This is a genomic window from Kitasatospora sp. NPDC023118 (genome assembly GCF_055560875.1).
Window position 1 is genome coordinate 27,524 of sequence record NZ_JBVHHW010000045.1, and the last position, 14,563, is coordinate 42,086.

The window sequence follows — 14,563 nt, forward strand, 5'->3', positions numbered from 1 at the left end:
GTAGCGGTCACCACCCTCAACCCGCCCGGGAGAGCACGTCCTTCGAGGACGGGCCGATGCTCCTTATCACCCGGCGGGCCAGTGAGCGGGGCGAGGTGATGAAGCCGAAGCCCCAGCTGAGGTGCATGGTCGCGAGCGCCACCGGCAGCAGCGCCTTGGCCTTGAGGGACAGGCCGCGGCCCTCGACCACCGCGCCGCCCAGGATGCCCAGCAGGTAGGCGCCGGGCACCGCGAGGAACGCCGGGTGGACGGCGGCTCCGAGCACCAGCCCGAGCACGACCGCGAGCAGCGCGGACGGCGGGGCGAGGTAGCGCAGGTTGACCGAGCCGCGGTGGTAGCGGGTGACCACCCGGCGCCAGCGGCCGTAGTCCTTGTACTGCTTGGCCAGCGCCCGGACCGACGGCCGGGGCCGGTAGGTCACCTTGAGCTGCGGGGTGAACCAGACCAGCCCGCCGTCCTGGCGGATCCGGTAGTTCAGCTCCCAGTCCTGGGCGCGGATGAACTCCTCGTTGTAGCCGCCGAGCTTCTCCAGCACCTCCCGCCGGAACACCCCGAGGTAGACGGTGTCCGCCGGGCCGGCCAGGCCGCCGGTGTGGAAGGCCGCGTTGCCGACACCGATCTTGGAGGTCATCGCGGCCGCGACCGCGTGCTCCCACTCGGTCTCGCCCTCGGCGTGCATGATGCCGCCGACGTTGGCCGCGTCCATCTCACCGAGCAGCCGGACCGCCGTGGTGATGTAGCCCGGGGTGAGCAGGCCGTGGCCGTCCACGCGCACCACTATCGGGTGCTGCGAGCCCCGGATGGCGGCGTTCAGCCCCGCGGGGGTCCGGCCGGTGGGGTTCTCCACCGTGCGCACCCGCGGATCCTCGGCCACCAGCGCGGCCGCGATCTCGGCGGTACGGTCGGTGGAGGGGCCGAGGGCGATCACCACTTCGATCGGCCCGGGGTACTCCTGGTCCAGGATGCGCCGTACCGCCGTGCGCAGGTGTCGTTCCTCGTTGAGCACCGGCATGATCACGGAAACAGCCGGCAGCTCCTCAGCAGCCTTGGTGTTCATCGGGGCCAACCGTACCGGTGCCGACGCGTATCCGTCTTGTCCCGGTCTGGGCGGCCTCGGGTACCCCGAAGGGCGGTACCGGCGCTGTGATCACGCCCACCGTACCGCTCCGTTCCCCCGGGCCCGAATCGGAGTGGGAACGGTGCAGGTTCGGGGCAGGTTCAGAGCCAGTGGTGAACGACGGTGAACAGCGCGAAGCCGGCCACCGCAAGGATGTTCACCAGGCGCTGCGGACGGCCCAGCTGGTCCGGCAGCGCCTGCTTGGGGCGCAGGTCGGGGCGGTGGGCGGCGGTGGCGACCACCCGGGCCAGCTCCACCGGGTCGTACCGCTCGCCGAGGTGGCGGGCCAGCCGGGACATCGGCCAGCCGGCCACGGAGAGGTCCTCGCCGCCGCGCAGCCGGATGATCAGCCGCTGGCGGTGCACGGCGGCGGCGGTGATCTGCTGCCACCGGAAGTGGCGGACGCGCAGCGCGGCGGCCACCCGCAGGCCGTCCCGGTCGGCCACGATCTGCCAGGACAGCGCACGGCCGCAGGCGAGGATCGCCGAGGAGCCGAACCAGAGCGGGCGCAGCAGCCCCTGCCACCAGCCCCCGCCGCTCAGGAACACCACGGCGACGCCGAGCAGCAGCGCCATCGCGGGCCCGGGCAGCACGCGCAGCGGCACGGGTATCTCCCAGCGGCGGGCGGCCACCGGTCGGGCGTCCGGACCGGCCGGGTGGGCGGCGGCCACCGTCTCGGCGGTGAGCTCGGCGACGGCGAGTTCCTGCTCGCGTTCGCGCTCGGCCTTGCGGTTCGGCCGCGGGGCCCGGGCGACGGGGGCGACTTCGGCGGCCACCCAGTGCGGGTCGTGGTCCAGCAGTCCGGGGCGGACCAGGAGCTGCCGGTCCGGGCCGTCCGGGCCGCGGTAGAGCACGGCGGGGACACTGCGGCCGGTCCGGGCCAGCCGGGCGACGGCCTGCGCGGGGGTCGGCCGGTCGTAGGGCCCGGCCTCGTCGGACGGCGGGTCGGAGTGGTCCTCGTCGTCCTCGCTCTCCGGGAGGTCGGGCACCCAGGCCGGGCCGTCGGTGTCCGGGTCGCCGTGGCGGGCCCAGCGGTAGCGGTCGCGCTCGACCACGCGCCAGAGCGCGGGCCCGTCCGGCGGGCCGTCCAGCGGCAGCACCAGCAGGTCGCCGCGGGCATCGGCGCGGACCCGGACGGCCAGGGCGGGCGCGGAGCCCTCGAAGGCGGGCCGGGCCCGGCGGGCCCGCGCGACGGCGTCCGAGCCGAGCAGCAGGAGGCCGAGCAGGGCGCTCAGGCCGCCGAGCGTCACCTCGTCGGAGAGGTCGTAGTCGTCGCCGAGGGCGCGCACCGAGTCGCCGTCCACCAGCAGCGGGACGGGTTCGCCGGGCTGCGGCTGCCGCTGCCACCGAACGTCCAGGGCGGCGGTGCGCTCCGGGCCGCCGCCGGGCGGCCGGAAGCGGACGGTCAGCACGCCGTCCTGGTCGCTCGCCCCGGCGGTGCCGACCACCCGGGTGGCCCGCTCGTCGGCGGCCCGCTGCCCGGCCTGCGCCCAGAGGCCGTACAGCGGGAGCGCCAGGGCGGCCAGGAGCAGCAGGCCGCCGAGGGCGCGGCGGGCGACCGGCGGTTTCTCGGGGTGGACGGGCGAGGGCGCCCCGGCGGCCGTCCACGGGAAGGGGACGGGCGGGGCCGCCAGTTCGTCCAGCTGCTGGCGGGCGCGGCGGCGGCCGAGTTCGGCGCCGATCAGCACGGCGGCGAGCAGCAGGTTCATCAGGACGGCCGACCAGCGGCCGAGCGGGGAGACCAGGCCGCCCGGGGCGTACCAGAGCACCGCCAGGGCGACCGGGGGGACCAGCGCCCGGATCCGGGGCTTGGCGATCAGCAGGACCACCTCGGCCAGCACCGTCCAGAACGCCAGTGTGGAGCCCCAGGTGTCCTGGCAGACGCCATGGACGTTGCAGCCGCCGGTGTCGGTCGGCTCCACGGCGGTGGCCAGGACGAGGAAGGCGGCCGGGGCGAGCGCGAGCCGGCGGGTGTCCAGCCGCCAGGCGGTCCGGGCGGCGCGCCAGCGGGCGGCCGCGGCGGCGGTGAGGGGTGCGGCGCTGGGCAGGGGCGGGGCGTCCGAGGGGAGCATTCGGCGATCATCTCAGTATCGGATGATCGTCTCGGCCGTCCGGTGGCCGTCCATGCCGCAGGGGCCGGGCGCTGTGCGCGCCCGGCCCCTGGCCCCCGTTCCCCCCCGTTCCCCCCGGTTTCCCCCGTTCCCCCGTTCCCCCGTTCCCCCGTGGGGGTTCGACCCGACGTCCCCCGTCGCCGGGTCAGTCCGTCGCGATGGCCGCGAGGACGTTCATGCGTCCGGCCCGGAAGGCCGGGACGAGTGCGGCGACCAGGCCGATCACCACCGAGGAGACCAGCGTCACCACGATCGTGGTGCTCGGGACGGCGAGCGTCCCGAGCCCCTGGTCCCGCAGCACCCGCTGGGCGGTGATGCCCCAGGCCAGGCCCAGCCCGGTGCCGAGGACGGCGCCGAACACCGCGATCACCACGGACTCCAGTCGGATCATCCGGCGCAGCTGGCGGCGGGAGAGCCCGATCGCCCGCAGCAGGCCGATCTCACGGGTCCGCTCGACCACCGACAGCGCCAGGGTGTTGACCACGCCGAGCACGGCGACGGTGATCGACAGGCCGACCAGTCCGTAGATCAGGTAGAGCAGGGTGTTGACCTGGGACTGCACCAGCTCCTTGTAGCCGGCCTGGTCCTTGACGGTCAGCTGCGGATACTGCTTGAGCGCGTCCTCCAGGGCGGTGAGCGTCTTGGCGACGTCGGTGCCGGAGGCGGCCTTGGCGAAGAAGGTCCAGACCGGAGGCTGCTCGGCGGCCGGGACGACCTCGGTCATGGTGTCGAGGCCGACGAAGGTGCCGTCGCCCAGCAGCCCGCCCTTCTCGAAGACCACGCCCACCGGCAGGGTCTGGGTGCGGCCCTTGCCGTAGTCGACGGTCAGCCGGTCGCCGACCTTCAGGTCGTGGTCCTTGGCGAAGGTCTCGCCGATCCCCAGCGAGCCGTGTCCGACCGAGTCCACCGCGCCGGCGGTGACCGTGGGGTGGAAGTCGGTGCCGAAGAAGCTGGTCGGCACGGCGGTCAGGTCCGTCTTGGCGCTCTGCCCGCCGGGCAGCTGGACCTTCGCGTGGTTGAAGGCCTCCTGGGTGGTGATGTGGTCGATGCCCGGGGTCCGCTTCACCGCGTCCATCATGTCGGTGGTGACCGGGGTGCGGCCGCCCGAGATGATGTAGTCCACGCCCACCGACTTGTCGATCTGCGCGCTGGCCGAGGTGACGGCCGAGGAGCTGAACACCGACGAGCCGATCACCAGCGCCAGCCCGATCATCAGCGCGGCGGCGGTGGCGCCGGTGCGGCGCGGGTTGCGCATCGCGTTGCGCTGGGCGAGCTTGCCGGAGGGCCCGAACAGGGCCGGGAGCAGGGCCCCGAGCACCTTGATGACGACGGTGGCCAGCAGCGGGCCGAGGACCACGAAGCCGATCAGGGTGAGCAGCAGGCCCAGGCCCAGGAGCTGGCCGCCGGTGGACGCCTTCTGCGCCGAGCCCGCGAGCACCAGCAGCGCGGCGCCGCCCCCGGTCAGCACCAGGCCGGTGATCGTCCGGACGATGTTGGAGCGGGCCTCGGCCGGGGTGCCGTGGTCGCGCAGGGCGGCCATCGGCGCGATCCGGCTGGCCCGGCGGGCCGGGATCCAGGCCGCGATGACCGTGATCAGGATGCCCACCGCGTAGCCGGCCACGAACACGTCGGGCCCGATCTCCAGGTCGCTCGCGTCGAGGTCCATGCCGATCGCGTTCATCAGCTTGATCAGGCCGACCGCGACACCCAGGCCGACCGCCACCCCGAGGGTCGAGCCGAGCACGCCCAGGATCAGCGCCTCGACCAGCACCGAGCCGTTCACCTGCCGGCGGCTGCCGCCGATGGCGCGCAGCAGGCCGATCTCGCGGGTGCGCTGGGCGACCAGCATCGAGAAGGTGTTGATGATCAGGAAGCCGCCGACGATCAGCGAGATGCCGGCGAAGCCGAGCATCGCGTACTTCATGAAGCTGAGGCCGCTGCCGATCGACTTGGTGTTCTCGTCCTTCTGCTCGGTCGCGGTCTTGACCTGGTAGCCGGTGCCGACCTTGGCCAGGGCGTCGGCCTTGAGCTGGTCGTCGCTGCGACTGCCGTCACCGAAGGCCTCGACGGAGGTGTAGGCCTGCTCGCCGAGCAGCACCTGCTGGGCGGTCGGGGTGTCCAGGAAGGCCAGCGCCGCGCCCGGGTTGGTGGTGACGAAGGTGGCGATGCCCACGATCGTGTACTGGTGCTGCCCCCCGGTGTTGTCGACCCGCAGCTTGTCGCCGAGGCCGAGCTTGGCCTTCTTGGCGGTGTCCGCGTCCAGGACCAGCTCGCCGGAGTTCTGCGGGACGTGGCCGGAGGTGATCTTCACCGGGTTGCGCGGGGTGTCGGTCCAGTTGCCGAGCAGGGTGGGCGCGCCGGTGGTCGGGCCGACCAGCTTGTTGGTGGCCGGGTTGACCAGGATGGCGTTGCCGACCATGACCTGGCCGACGGCCGTCTTCACCCCGGGCACCGCGGCGACCTGCTGGGCGAGCGAGACCGGGACGGTCGGCGGCTTGTCGCCGGCCTGCTGGTCGTCGTCGGCCGGCTTGGGCGGCTGGACCGAGATGTCCGAGGCGGTCGCGGCGAACAGCTTGGAGAAGGTGCTGGTGGCGGTGTTGGAGAACACCAGGGTGCCGGACACGAAGGCGACCGACAGCACGACGGCGATGAGCGAGAGCGCCATCCGGCCCTTGTGGGCGAAGAAGCTCCGCAGTGAGGTCTTGAGCAGCACGGTGAGGTCGTCCCGCCGCTCAGCTGGTGCGCTTGCCGTCGAAACGGCGCATGCGTTCGAGGACGGAGTCGGCGGTCGGCGCGTGCATCTCGTCGACGATCACGCCGTCGGCGAGGAAGAGCACGCGGTCCGCGTAGCCGGCGGCGACCGGGTCGTGGGTGACCATGACCATGGTCTGGCCCAGCTCGTCCACCGAGCGGCGCAGGAAGGTCAGCACCTCGGCGCCGGCCCGGGAGTCCAGGTTCCCGGTGGGCTCGTCGCCGAAGATGATCTCGGGGCGGGCGGCCAGTGCCCGGGCCACCGCGACGCGCTGCTGCTGGCCGCCGGAGAGCTGGGTGGGGCGGTGCTTGAGCCGGCCGGCCAGGCCGACGGTCTCCACCACCTGGTCCAGCCAGGCCTGGTCGGGCTTGCGGCCGGCGATGTCCATCGGGAGCGTGATGTTCTCCAGCGCGTTCAGGGTCGGCAGCAGGTTGAAGGCCTGGAAGATGAAGCCGATCTTGTCGCGGCGCAGCCTGGTCAGCTGCTTGTCCTTGAGGCCGGTGATCTCCGTGTCGCCGATCCAGATCCGACCGCCGCTGACCGTGTCCAGGCCGGCCAGGCAGTGCATCAGCGTCGACTTGCCGGAGCCGGAGGGGCCCATGATCGCGGTGAAGCGGCCGCGCTGGATGTCCACGTCGACCGCGTCCAGGGCGGTCACCTTGGTCTCGCCCGAGCCGTACGCCTTGGTGACCTGACGGGCGGACGCGGCGACGGCGGACGGTCCGCCGGGAAGCTGGGGGTCGTACACGGCTGCTGCTGCCGTCGTCACTGGAGTCTCCTAGGAAGTGGGCCCACCCGTTGGCCCCCACCCTGCCGACGCGGTCGGCCGCGGACCCGACGGAATCGGGCCGCGTTCAGGCGGGCGGGGACGTGGGATCCACGGTAGGAGTCGGTTGCGGGCCGCTCGTCCTCCGTCGGAATGAAGCGGTGCAACCAAGGTTCTACGGGGTGCGGCGCCCCCTCCCCCTAGGGGGCGCCGCGGGCCGTCTCGGGGTCGCCCCGTACGGGGTCGCGCCGGCCGCCGCTCAGCCGGTCAGCGCGGGTGCGGCCGACCGCTCCAGGGCATCGGCGAAGCCCGCCACGACGGGGGCCAGCAGGGCGTCGGTCTCGCGCTCGACCAGGGTGGTGCCGTCCTCCCTGGCGGTGATGTGGCGGTCGAGCACGAACCAGCCCTGGGTGATGTGGTCGGCGCCCATCGAGCTGAGCACCGGGCGCAGCGCGTAGTCGACCGCGAGGACGTGCGCGGGAGAGCCGCCGGTGGCCAGCGGCAGGACGGCTTTGCCGGCCAGTGCGTACTGCGGGAGCACGTCCAGCAGGGCCTTCAGCAGGCCCGAGTAGGCGGCCTTGTAGACGGGGGTGCCGATGACCACGCCGTCGGCGCGGGCGAACAGCTCGGTGACGGCGACGATCTCGGGGTGGTCGAGGTCTCCCGACAGCAGCGCGTGCGCGGGCAGGCTCCGGGCCTCGAAGGGGATGACGTGGTGGCCGCGGTCGGCGAGGCGGGCGTCGACGTGGCGCAGCAGGCGGGTGGTGCGGGAGGTGGCGGACGGGGAGCCGGAAACGGACAGGACGGTGGCCATGGTTCACCTCTGGCTGGAAGCGGGGGCGGCTCTTCGAAACGGCGCCGCAGCGGGCGGGGCGCTGCGGTTCGGTGCTCGGAAGGGGGCGTCTCGACGGGCGCGAGGCGCGAGTGTCAGCCGCGACAGAGCGAACAGGCCACCCCACGCCGCAGATCGACGTGCCGCCGACGCGTGAGTGCCCAACGCTGATCCATGCGTGAAATGCAAACACGCTGTGTTCGAGGCGGTCAAGAATCGTTTCGGCAGCCGGAACGCGGGTGACGGGACGTTTCGGCGGAACGATCCGGTACGTGCATCAAAATTGCTACAAGAGGCCTGGTGGGGCCCCGGGGGGGAGTCAGGCCGAGCGGGGTCGGGCATCCTCGACGGCATGAACACGTGGCAGGAGGGCCGCCCGGGCGGCGGCGGGAACCCGTACGGAGGCAACGGCGGAGGCGGGGCGGCGGCCGAGCCGCCGCTGCCGGCCTCGCTGAACCCGCGCGGGCCGGGGGCGCCCGCGCCGCGGCAGCCCGAGCCGTCCCGGTACGGCGGCGTCCCGCCGCAGGCCGTGCCCGGCGGCCCGGTCCGGCCCGGTGGCCCCGGCGGTCCGGGCGGTCCCGGCCGTCCCGGCGGCCCCGGCGGCCCCGGCGGCCCGGCCGGTGCGCGGCCGGCCGGTGCCCAGGCCAAGCGCTGGCCGCGGCGCCGGATCGTCAAGTGGTCGGTCTTCGGCGTGCTGATCGCCGTGATGGTGACCGCCGTCTCCACCTACTTCTGGGCGGACTCCAAGCTCAACCACGAGAACGTGCTGGCCGACTACCCGGGCCGCCCGGCGGCGGGCAAGGGCACCAACTGGCTGATCGTCGGCTCGGACAGCCGCGAGGGCCTCACCGATGCCCAGATGGAGGACATGCACACCGGCCACGACGTCGAGGGCAAGCGCAGCGACTCGATGATGATCCTGCACATCGGGGACAACGGGAACACCCTGATGAGCATCCCGCGCGACTCCTGGGTGCCGATCCCCGAGTTCAAGACGAGCAGCGGCAAGACCGTCAAGGCCACCACCTCGAAGATCAACTCGGCCTTCGCCAACGGCACCGGCCGGCTCCTGGCGCAGACCGTGGAGATGAACACCGGCATCCACATCGACCACTACGCCGAGATAGGCTTCACCGGCTTCGTCGGCATCGTGGACTCCATCGGCGGCGTCGAGATGCACATCGACCAGGACGTCAAGGACAAGGACTCCGGCCTCGACCTCAAGGCCGGCGACCAGACCCTCAACGGGAAGCAGGCCCTCGCCTTCGTCCGCCAGCGCCACCAGATGGCCGACCAGGACCTCGGCCGGATGCGCAACCAGCAGAAGTTCCTCGGCGCCCTCGCCCACCAGGCCGCCTCCCCGGGCAATGTGCTCAACCCGTTCACCTTCTACCCGCTGGTCGACTCGGCGCTCGGCACCCTGATCGTCGACGACGACTGCGGGCTGACCGACCTGGGCTCGCTCTTCCTCGCCATGAAGGACGTCAACGGCGGCAACGGCAAGACCATGACCGTCCCGATCGGCAACGCGGACTACCACACCAAGACCGGCGAGTCCGCGGTGCAGTGGGACGCCGGCAAGTCCAAGCAGGTCTTCGACGCCTTCAAGAACGACACCGCGGTGCCGGACTTCAAGTAACCGGCGACTCCGGGCGACCTTTCCGCCACAATGGGTGAATGTCCCTCGTCACCGCACTCGTCTACCGCCGACGCCACCGCCTCCTGGGCCGCCTGGTCCAGGAGGCGCTCGCGCTCTACGGCATGGAGGTGCCGGCCGCCTGCGAGATCGGGCCCGGACTCGCCGTGTTCCACCGCGGCTTCGGCACCGTACTGCACCCGCACACCACGCTCGGCGCGAACGTGACGCTGTACAACGGCGTGACCGTCGGCCGGGCCGACCCGTGGGTGCCGCAGGAGCGCAGCGCGATGCGGCGGGTGGTGGTCGAGGACGGCGCGGTGCTGTGCGCGGGCGCCAAGGTGGTGTGCAAGGACGGCGTGCTGACCGTGGGCGCGGGCACCGTCGTCGGCGCCAACGCGGTGCTCACCCGCTCGACCGGGCCGGGCGAGATCTGGGCCGGGGTGCCCGCTCGCAAGGTGGGCATGCGGGAAGGGACTTGGGCGCCCAGCTCCGCCCCCGTCTGACGGCACGCCGCGGTTCCCGGCCGTCGGCACACCTCCGCCCCGGCGTCAGGCCGACGGAGGGGTCGGCAGCCGGTCGAGCGCGATCCCGAAGTGCTCCCGGTACGCGGACAGTGCCCCGGCGTCGGTGAGTTGCTCCTCGGTGCGGCCGCCGTCGGGGGCGGTCCGGATCAGCCGGGTGCCGCTGAGGGTGGTTCGGCCGCCGTCCGGGGCGAGCAGCGAGCAGGTGGTCGACCGGGTGAAGTGGGACTGCGGCGAGGTGGTCTGCCACCAGCAGGTCGGCCCGAAGTCGGCCAGCCGGTACGGGCGCGGGTCGAGCCGGTACTGCGGCACGCCGTCCAGTCGTACGTCCAGCTCGCCGTGGTCGCCGTACGGACTGATCACGACCGTGCCGTGCGGGTCGGGCTGGGCGCCGCGCTCGTCCAGGCACAGCGGGAGCAGGCTGAAGCGGCCGAACCCCACGTCGACCAGCCAGGGTTCGTCCAGGTCGACCCGCAGCGCCAGGTGGTCGAACGGCGGCCCGGGCCGCTCCCCGTCGAAGACCCGGGCGGCCAGCAGGCTCACCCGGTAGCCCAGTGTGCGCAGCAACTCGGCGAAGGCTCCGTTGAGTTCGTAGCAGAAGCCGCCGCGCCGCCGGTCCACCAGCTTCGCCACCAGGGCGGCCGGCTCCAGCACCACGGGCTCGCCGAGGTGGATGCTCAGGTTCTCGAACGGGACTGCCCGCAGGTGGGCCCGCTGCAGCAGCGCCAGGCCCTCCACCGAGGGCGGCCCGGGCTCCGTCACGCCGATCCGCTCCAGGTACGCCGCCCGTACGGCCGGTGCCAGTGCCTCGTACGCCGTCTCGTGATCCACCCGCCCATTCCACCCGGGCGGCGGGCGATCGGCCATCGGTCCTTCGACCTAGGACGTCCACGGCGGGCGGGAACGCCACCGCCCCGGAGCGGGAGGTCGGCAGGCCGGACTCCCCGCTCCGGGGCGGCGGGTTGTCACCGGTCCCGGAGGACGGTGATCAGGCGATCTCGCCGGACTTGGCGATGGTGATCTTGGCCGAGGTGCGGCCGCTCTGCGAGCCCAGGCCCTCGATCTTCTTCACCAGGTCCATGCCCTCGACGACCTCGCCGAAGACGACGTGCTTGCCGTCCAGCCAGTCGGTGACGACGGTGGTGATGAAGAACTGCGAACCGTTGGTGTTGCGGCCGGCGTTGGCCATCGAGAGCAGACCCGGGCGGTCGTGCTTCAGGTCGAAGTTCTCGTCCGCGAACTTCTCGCCGTAGATGCTCTTGCCACCGGTGCCGTTGTGGTTGGTGAAGTCACCGCCCTGCAGCATGAAGGCGGGGATCACGCGGTGGAAGCCGGAGCCCTCGTAGCCGAAGCCGTTCTGGCCGGTGGCCAGCTCGCGGAAGTTGCGGGCGGTCTTCGGGACGACGTCGTCGAAGAGCTTGAAGACGATGCGGCCGGCCGGCTCGTCGTTGATGGTGATGTCGAAGAAAACGTTGGAACCCATGCAGGGATCATGGCACGAGCGGCCCGCCGTCGCGCGCCACCCCCGGAGCGCGCGAGGTCGGATCGGCGTGTTATCCGGCGAGCGCCGGGCGGAAGCTAGCATCGACGTCAGGTTCAAACCTTGAAGTGACTCGACGGGCGTCTCGACCGGGACGACGGGGTGGACGGCATGCGGATCGGCGAACTGGCCCGGCGGACGGGCGTGAGCGAGCGCTCGCTGCGGTACTACGAGCAGCAGGGCCTGCTGCTCGCGCAACGCACCCAGGGCGGCCACCGGGAGTACCCGGAGATGGCGGTGGACCGGGTGGTCCACATCCAGGAGCTGTTCGCGGCCGGGCTGCACAGCCGCACCATCCACAAGATCCTGCCCTGCATGCGGGACTGCGACGGCGGCCCGAACAGGACCGCCACGCCGCTGCTGGTCGCGGAGCTCACCGCGGAGCGCGACCGGATCGACCGGATGATCACCGACCTGCTGCGCTCGCGGGAGGTGCTGGACGAGGTGATCGCCGGCGCCTCCGGGAAGTCGGCGCCGGCGTAGGGGGGCTCAGGCCTTCAGCTTGCGCCAGACCGTCTCCAGGGCGGCGATGTCCGCCTCGTCCAGCCGCTCGGTGAAGACCGGCGCGAGGACGGCCCGCCGGGTGGTGTCGGCCTCGGCGAAGACCGCGCGGCCCTGCTCGGTCAGCTCGATCCGCACCGAGCGCGCGTCCGAGGCGGAGGGCGCGCGGGACACCAGCCCGCGCCCTGCCAGGGCGTCCACGACCCGGGAGACCTGGCTGCGGCTGAGCATGGTCTTCGCGCCGAGGTCGGAGGCGGCCACCGGCTCCCGTTGGCCGTTCAGCCAGAGCATCACCTCGAACCAGGACAGCGGCAGCCCGTGCACCCGGGTGAGCTCCCGGTCGATCCGGGCGGCGAGGGTGGTTCCTGCCCAGACCAGGCCGTAGAAGGCGTGGTCCTGCTCCGACAGCGGGCCCAGGGTGAGATCGGCGCGGTCCATGGCGTTCATCGTACCGAGGTTGCGTGCGTACGCACACAGTCCCGGGCTCCTACCCCGCAACCCCGGCGGCACCAGTAGCATCGACCTCCAACACCTTGGGGGCGGAACATGAAGCGGATCGGGGTCTACCTGGCGCATCCACGGCCGGGCAGCTTCAACCACGCGCTGTACCAGGCCGTGGCGGACGAGCTGCGCGGGCGCCGCTGCGAGGTACGGGCGCACGACCTGTACGCCGAGGGGTTCGCGCCGCTGCTCACCGCCGAGGAGACCGGCACGGTGGCCGACGCCGGGGCCACCGCCGACCCCCAACTCGCCCTGCACCGCGCCGAGGTGGCCACCCTGGACGCGCTGGTGCTGATCCACCCCAACTGGTGGGGCATGCCGCCCGCCGTGCTGACCGGCTGGGTGCAGCGGGTGCTGGCCCCCGGCGTCGCCTACAAGCTCGGCACCGCCGACGGCGAGCCGGCCGGACTGCTGCGGGCCGGGCGGGCCCTGGTGCTGAACACCTCGGACACCCCCGGGACCCGGGAGCGCGAGGAGTTCGGCGACCCGCTGGAACGGATCTGGACGGCCTGCGTGCTGCCGTACGTCGGCGTCACCGACGTCCGGCGGACGGTGTTCCGCACCGTCACCGACTCCCCCGCCGACGAGCGGGCCGAGTGGCTGCGGCAGGCCCGGTCGCAGGCCGCCGCACTGCTCGACTGAGCCCTCACAGCTCGACCTCCGCCACCTCCTGGCCGCCGCTCAGCTCGCCGGTCGGGCGGAAGCCCAGCCGGGCGTAGAACCCGGCCGGGCCGTCCGGGCCCGGGTGATAGGTAACCGTCGCGCGGGTGCCGCCACGGCGGCGGATCTCCGCGCAAACCTGCTCGACGGCGAAGCGGCCGTAGCCGCCGCACTGCCGCTCGGCGTCGACCAGCAGGCGCCAGAGGCCGGAGCGGGGGCGGTCGCCGGGCCGCTCCGGGCCGAAGCGGACGTCGAAGAAGGCCATCACGAAGCCGACCGGCCGCCCGCCGTCCAGGATCAGCCGGGGCCAGGCCGTCTCCCCGTGCACGTACGCCTCGGCCAGCGACTCCGCGACCGGTGTGACCAGGCCCTCCTGGTCCGGGCGCACCCGCAGGGCGAGGGCGGCGTCGATGTTGTCGGGGGTGAGCACGGCGAGGCTGAGCGTGGTGGACATGGCGGGCAGCCTACGGCGTGTCTGAGCAGTCCGGCTGCCCGCCGTCGCGAGGATTCCCGCGGTGTTACGCCCCGGCCGGGAAGTCGGTGGCGCGGCCGACCGCCGCCCAGGCCTCGGCCTCGCTGCGCGCGCCGTCCAGGTTGCCGAGGATCGCGTCCACGGCGTCGGTGCCGAGCGCGAGCCGCAGCGGGGTCTGCTCGGCGTCCAGCGCGGTCAGGATCGCCTCGGCGGCCTTCACCGGGTCGCCCGCCTGCTTGCCGTCGGAGTCCGGCAGGCCGGTGCGGACCGGGCCCACCACCGGCTCGTAGGCGTCGATCGGGGCGGAGCGGGCGAGGGCGCCGCCGCCCGCGAAGCCGGTCCGGAACGCGCCCGGCTCGACGATCAGCACCTTGATCCCGAAGCCGGCCACCTCCTGGGCCAACGCCTCGGACAGCCCCTCCAGGGCGAACTTGGTGGCCGAGTAGGCACCGACGCCGGGGAAGGAGAACCGGCCGCCCATGCTGCTCATCTGCACCACGGCGCCCGAGCCCTGGGCCCGCATGTGCGGCAGCACGGCCCGGGTGAGCGCGGCCGGACCGAAGAAGTGCAGGTCCATGAGGTCCCGCAGCTCGCGGTCGGTGGTCTCCTCGACGGCGCCGATCATGCCGCGCCCGGCATTGTTCACCAGGACGTCGATCCGGCCGAGCCGGGACACGGCCTCCTCGACGACGGCGGAGATCTGCTCCTGGTCGGTGACGTCCAGCCGGACCGGGACGACCCGGCCGGGGTGGGCGGCCGCCAGCTCGGCGAGCGCCTCGGGACGCCGGGCGGCGGCGACCACGGTGTCGCCGGCGGCGACGGCGGCCTCGGCGATGGCCTGGCCGAAGCCGGAGTTGGCACCGGTGATCAGCCAGACCTTGCCGGTGGTCTCGTGGGCGGTCATCCGCGTTCCTCCGTACTCGGGTGCACTACAGGAAAGTTGACGATCATTTATACGACACCGCCGCGGCCGGTGATGAGGCCCGTCCGGAAACGCCGGAGCCCCCGGCCGATCGGAATCGGCCAGGGGCTCCGAGGAGTTCGAGGTCGGGCCTGGTTACGGGAGGTTGCGGGCCATCACGATGCGCTGGACCTGGTTGGTGCCCTCGTAGATCTGGGTGATCTTCGCGTCACGCATCATCCGCTCCACC

At 73.0% G+C, this 14,563-nt stretch carries 15 protein-coding genes; 4 read left to right on the forward strand and 11 right to left on the reverse strand.

What is annotated here, in order from left to right; translation table 11 throughout:
* Positions 1–16: 16 nt before the first annotated feature.
* From ACZ3UD_RS34950 to ssuE, 5 genes are all read right to left on the reverse strand, one after another.
* On the reverse strand, positions 17–1,057 hold the full coding sequence (locus ACZ3UD_RS34950) for a glycosyltransferase family 2 protein (RefSeq protein WP_465597192.1): 1,041 nt from the start codon (positions 1,055–1,057) through the stop codon (positions 17–19).
* 161 nt (positions 1,058–1,218) lie between these two features.
* Complete coding sequence (locus ACZ3UD_RS34955) at positions 1,219–3,189, reverse strand: hypothetical protein (RefSeq protein WP_465597195.1); 1,971 nt, start codon at positions 3,187–3,189, stop codon at positions 1,219–1,221.
* 184 nt (positions 3,190–3,373) lie between these two features.
* Complete coding sequence (locus ACZ3UD_RS34960) at positions 3,374–5,941, reverse strand: ABC transporter permease (RefSeq protein ID WP_465597198.1); 2,568 nt, start codon at positions 5,939–5,941, stop codon at positions 3,374–3,376.
* 19 nt (positions 5,942–5,960) lie between these two features.
* The gene (locus ACZ3UD_RS34965) at positions 5,961–6,749 is read right to left on the reverse strand and encodes an ABC transporter ATP-binding protein (RefSeq protein WP_465597201.1); all 789 of its coding nucleotides are present in this window, start codon (positions 6,747–6,749) and stop codon (positions 5,961–5,963) included.
* Positions 6,750–7,005: 256 nt separating this feature from the next.
* Positions 7,006–7,560 carry an NADPH-dependent FMN reductase gene (ssuE, locus tag ACZ3UD_RS34970; protein ID WP_465597204.1) on the reverse strand — a complete coding sequence of 185 codons (555 nt, stop codon included), beginning with the start codon at positions 7,558–7,560 and terminating at the stop codon, positions 7,006–7,008.
* A gap of 370 nt (positions 7,561–7,930) precedes the next feature.
* Here ssuE and ACZ3UD_RS34975 point away from each other — a divergent pair, with 370 nt between their 5' ends.
* A complete protein-coding gene (locus ACZ3UD_RS34975; protein WP_465597207.1) occupies positions 7,931–9,217 on the forward strand; it encodes an LCP family protein in 1,287 nt (428 codons plus the stop codon).
* Between the two features lie 38 nt (positions 9,218–9,255).
* On the forward strand, positions 9,256–9,720 hold the full coding sequence (locus ACZ3UD_RS34980) for an LbetaH domain-containing protein (RefSeq protein ID WP_465597209.1): 465 nt from the start codon (positions 9,256–9,258) through the stop codon (positions 9,718–9,720).
* A 45-nt stretch (positions 9,721–9,765) separates the two neighbouring features.
* Here the strand turns inward: ACZ3UD_RS34980 and ACZ3UD_RS34985 are convergent, their stop codons facing one another.
* Together ACZ3UD_RS34985 and ACZ3UD_RS34990 are read right to left on the reverse strand one after the other, a co-directional pair.
* Positions 9,766–10,569 carry an arylamine N-acetyltransferase family protein gene (locus ACZ3UD_RS34985; RefSeq protein WP_465597211.1) on the reverse strand — a complete coding sequence of 268 codons (804 nt, stop codon included), beginning with the start codon at positions 10,567–10,569 and terminating at the stop codon, positions 9,766–9,768.
* A 157-nt stretch (positions 10,570–10,726) separates the two neighbouring features.
* On the reverse strand, positions 10,727–11,221 hold the full coding sequence (locus tag ACZ3UD_RS34990) for a peptidylprolyl isomerase (protein WP_465597213.1): 495 nt from the start codon (positions 11,219–11,221) through the stop codon (positions 10,727–10,729).
* Between the two features lie 168 nt (positions 11,222–11,389).
* On the opposite strand from ACZ3UD_RS34990, the gene ACZ3UD_RS34995 reads away from it, so the two are divergent.
* Positions 11,390–11,761: a MerR family transcriptional regulator gene (locus ACZ3UD_RS34995; protein ID WP_465597216.1), complete on the forward strand. Its 372-nt coding sequence runs from the start codon at positions 11,390–11,392 to the stop codon at positions 11,759–11,761.
* Between the two features lie 6 nt (positions 11,762–11,767).
* On the opposite strand, the gene ACZ3UD_RS35000 is transcribed toward ACZ3UD_RS34995, so the two are convergent.
* The gene (locus ACZ3UD_RS35000; protein WP_465597219.1) at positions 11,768–12,217 is read right to left on the reverse strand and encodes a MarR family winged helix-turn-helix transcriptional regulator; all 450 of its coding nucleotides are present in this window, start codon (positions 12,215–12,217) and stop codon (positions 11,768–11,770) included.
* 108 nt (positions 12,218–12,325) lie between these two features.
* Here ACZ3UD_RS35000 and ACZ3UD_RS35005 point away from each other — a divergent pair, with 108 nt between their 5' ends.
* Entirely contained in the window at positions 12,326–12,922 is a 597-nt protein-coding gene (locus tag ACZ3UD_RS35005; RefSeq protein WP_465597222.1) for an NAD(P)H-dependent oxidoreductase, read from the forward strand.
* 4 nt (positions 12,923–12,926) lie between these two features.
* On the opposite strand, the gene ACZ3UD_RS35010 is transcribed toward ACZ3UD_RS35005, so the two are convergent.
* The 3 genes from ACZ3UD_RS35010 to ACZ3UD_RS35020 form a co-directional block, all read right to left on the reverse strand.
* Positions 12,927–13,394 carry a GNAT family N-acetyltransferase gene (locus tag ACZ3UD_RS35010; RefSeq protein WP_465597225.1) on the reverse strand — a complete coding sequence of 156 codons (468 nt, stop codon included), beginning with the start codon at positions 13,392–13,394 and terminating at the stop codon, positions 12,927–12,929.
* A 64-nt stretch (positions 13,395–13,458) separates the two neighbouring features.
* Positions 13,459–14,316, reverse strand: a complete 858-nt coding sequence (locus tag ACZ3UD_RS35015) for an oxidoreductase (RefSeq protein ID WP_465597229.1) — start codon at positions 14,314–14,316, stop codon at positions 13,459–13,461.
* Between the two features lie 153 nt (positions 14,317–14,469).
* Positions 14,470–14,563: acyl-CoA dehydrogenase family protein (locus tag ACZ3UD_RS35020; protein WP_132919430.1), on the reverse strand; the 94-nt coding region annotated here is incomplete at its 5' end.

Excerpts from the sequence above, each read along its gene's own strand:
- ACZ3UD_RS34950 (WP_465597192.1), bottom strand. The coding sequence starts at position 1,057 with ATGAACACCAAGGCTGCTGAGGAGCTGCCGGCTGTTTCCGTGATCATG.
- ACZ3UD_RS34955 (WP_465597195.1), bottom strand. The coding sequence starts at position 3,189 with ATGCTCCCCTCGGACGCCCCGCCCCTGCCCAGCGCCGCACCCCTCACC.
- ssuE (WP_465597204.1), bottom strand. The coding sequence starts at position 7,560 with ATGGCCACCGTCCTGTCCGTTTCCGGCTCCCCGTCCGCCACCTCCCGC.
- ACZ3UD_RS34975 (WP_465597207.1), top strand. The coding sequence starts at position 7,931 with ATGAACACGTGGCAGGAGGGCCGCCCGGGCGGCGGCGGGAACCCGTAC.
- ACZ3UD_RS34980 (WP_465597209.1), top strand. The coding sequence starts at position 9,256 with ATGTCCCTCGTCACCGCACTCGTCTACCGCCGACGCCACCGCCTCCTG.
- ACZ3UD_RS34990 (WP_465597213.1), bottom strand. The coding sequence starts at position 11,221 with ATGGGTTCCAACGTTTTCTTCGACATCACCATCAACGACGAGCCGGCC.
- ACZ3UD_RS34995 (WP_465597216.1), top strand. The coding sequence starts at position 11,390 with ATGCGGATCGGCGAACTGGCCCGGCGGACGGGCGTGAGCGAGCGCTCG.
- ACZ3UD_RS35000 (WP_465597219.1), bottom strand. The coding sequence starts at position 12,217 with ATGGACCGCGCCGATCTCACCCTGGGCCCGCTGTCGGAGCAGGACCAC.
- ACZ3UD_RS35005 (WP_465597222.1), top strand. The coding sequence starts at position 12,326 with ATGAAGCGGATCGGGGTCTACCTGGCGCATCCACGGCCGGGCAGCTTC.
- ACZ3UD_RS35010 (WP_465597225.1), bottom strand. The coding sequence starts at position 13,394 with ATGTCCACCACGCTCAGCCTCGCCGTGCTCACCCCCGACAACATCGAC.
- ACZ3UD_RS35015 (WP_465597229.1), bottom strand. The coding sequence starts at position 14,316 with ATGACCGCCCACGAGACCACCGGCAAGGTCTGGCTGATCACCGGTGCC.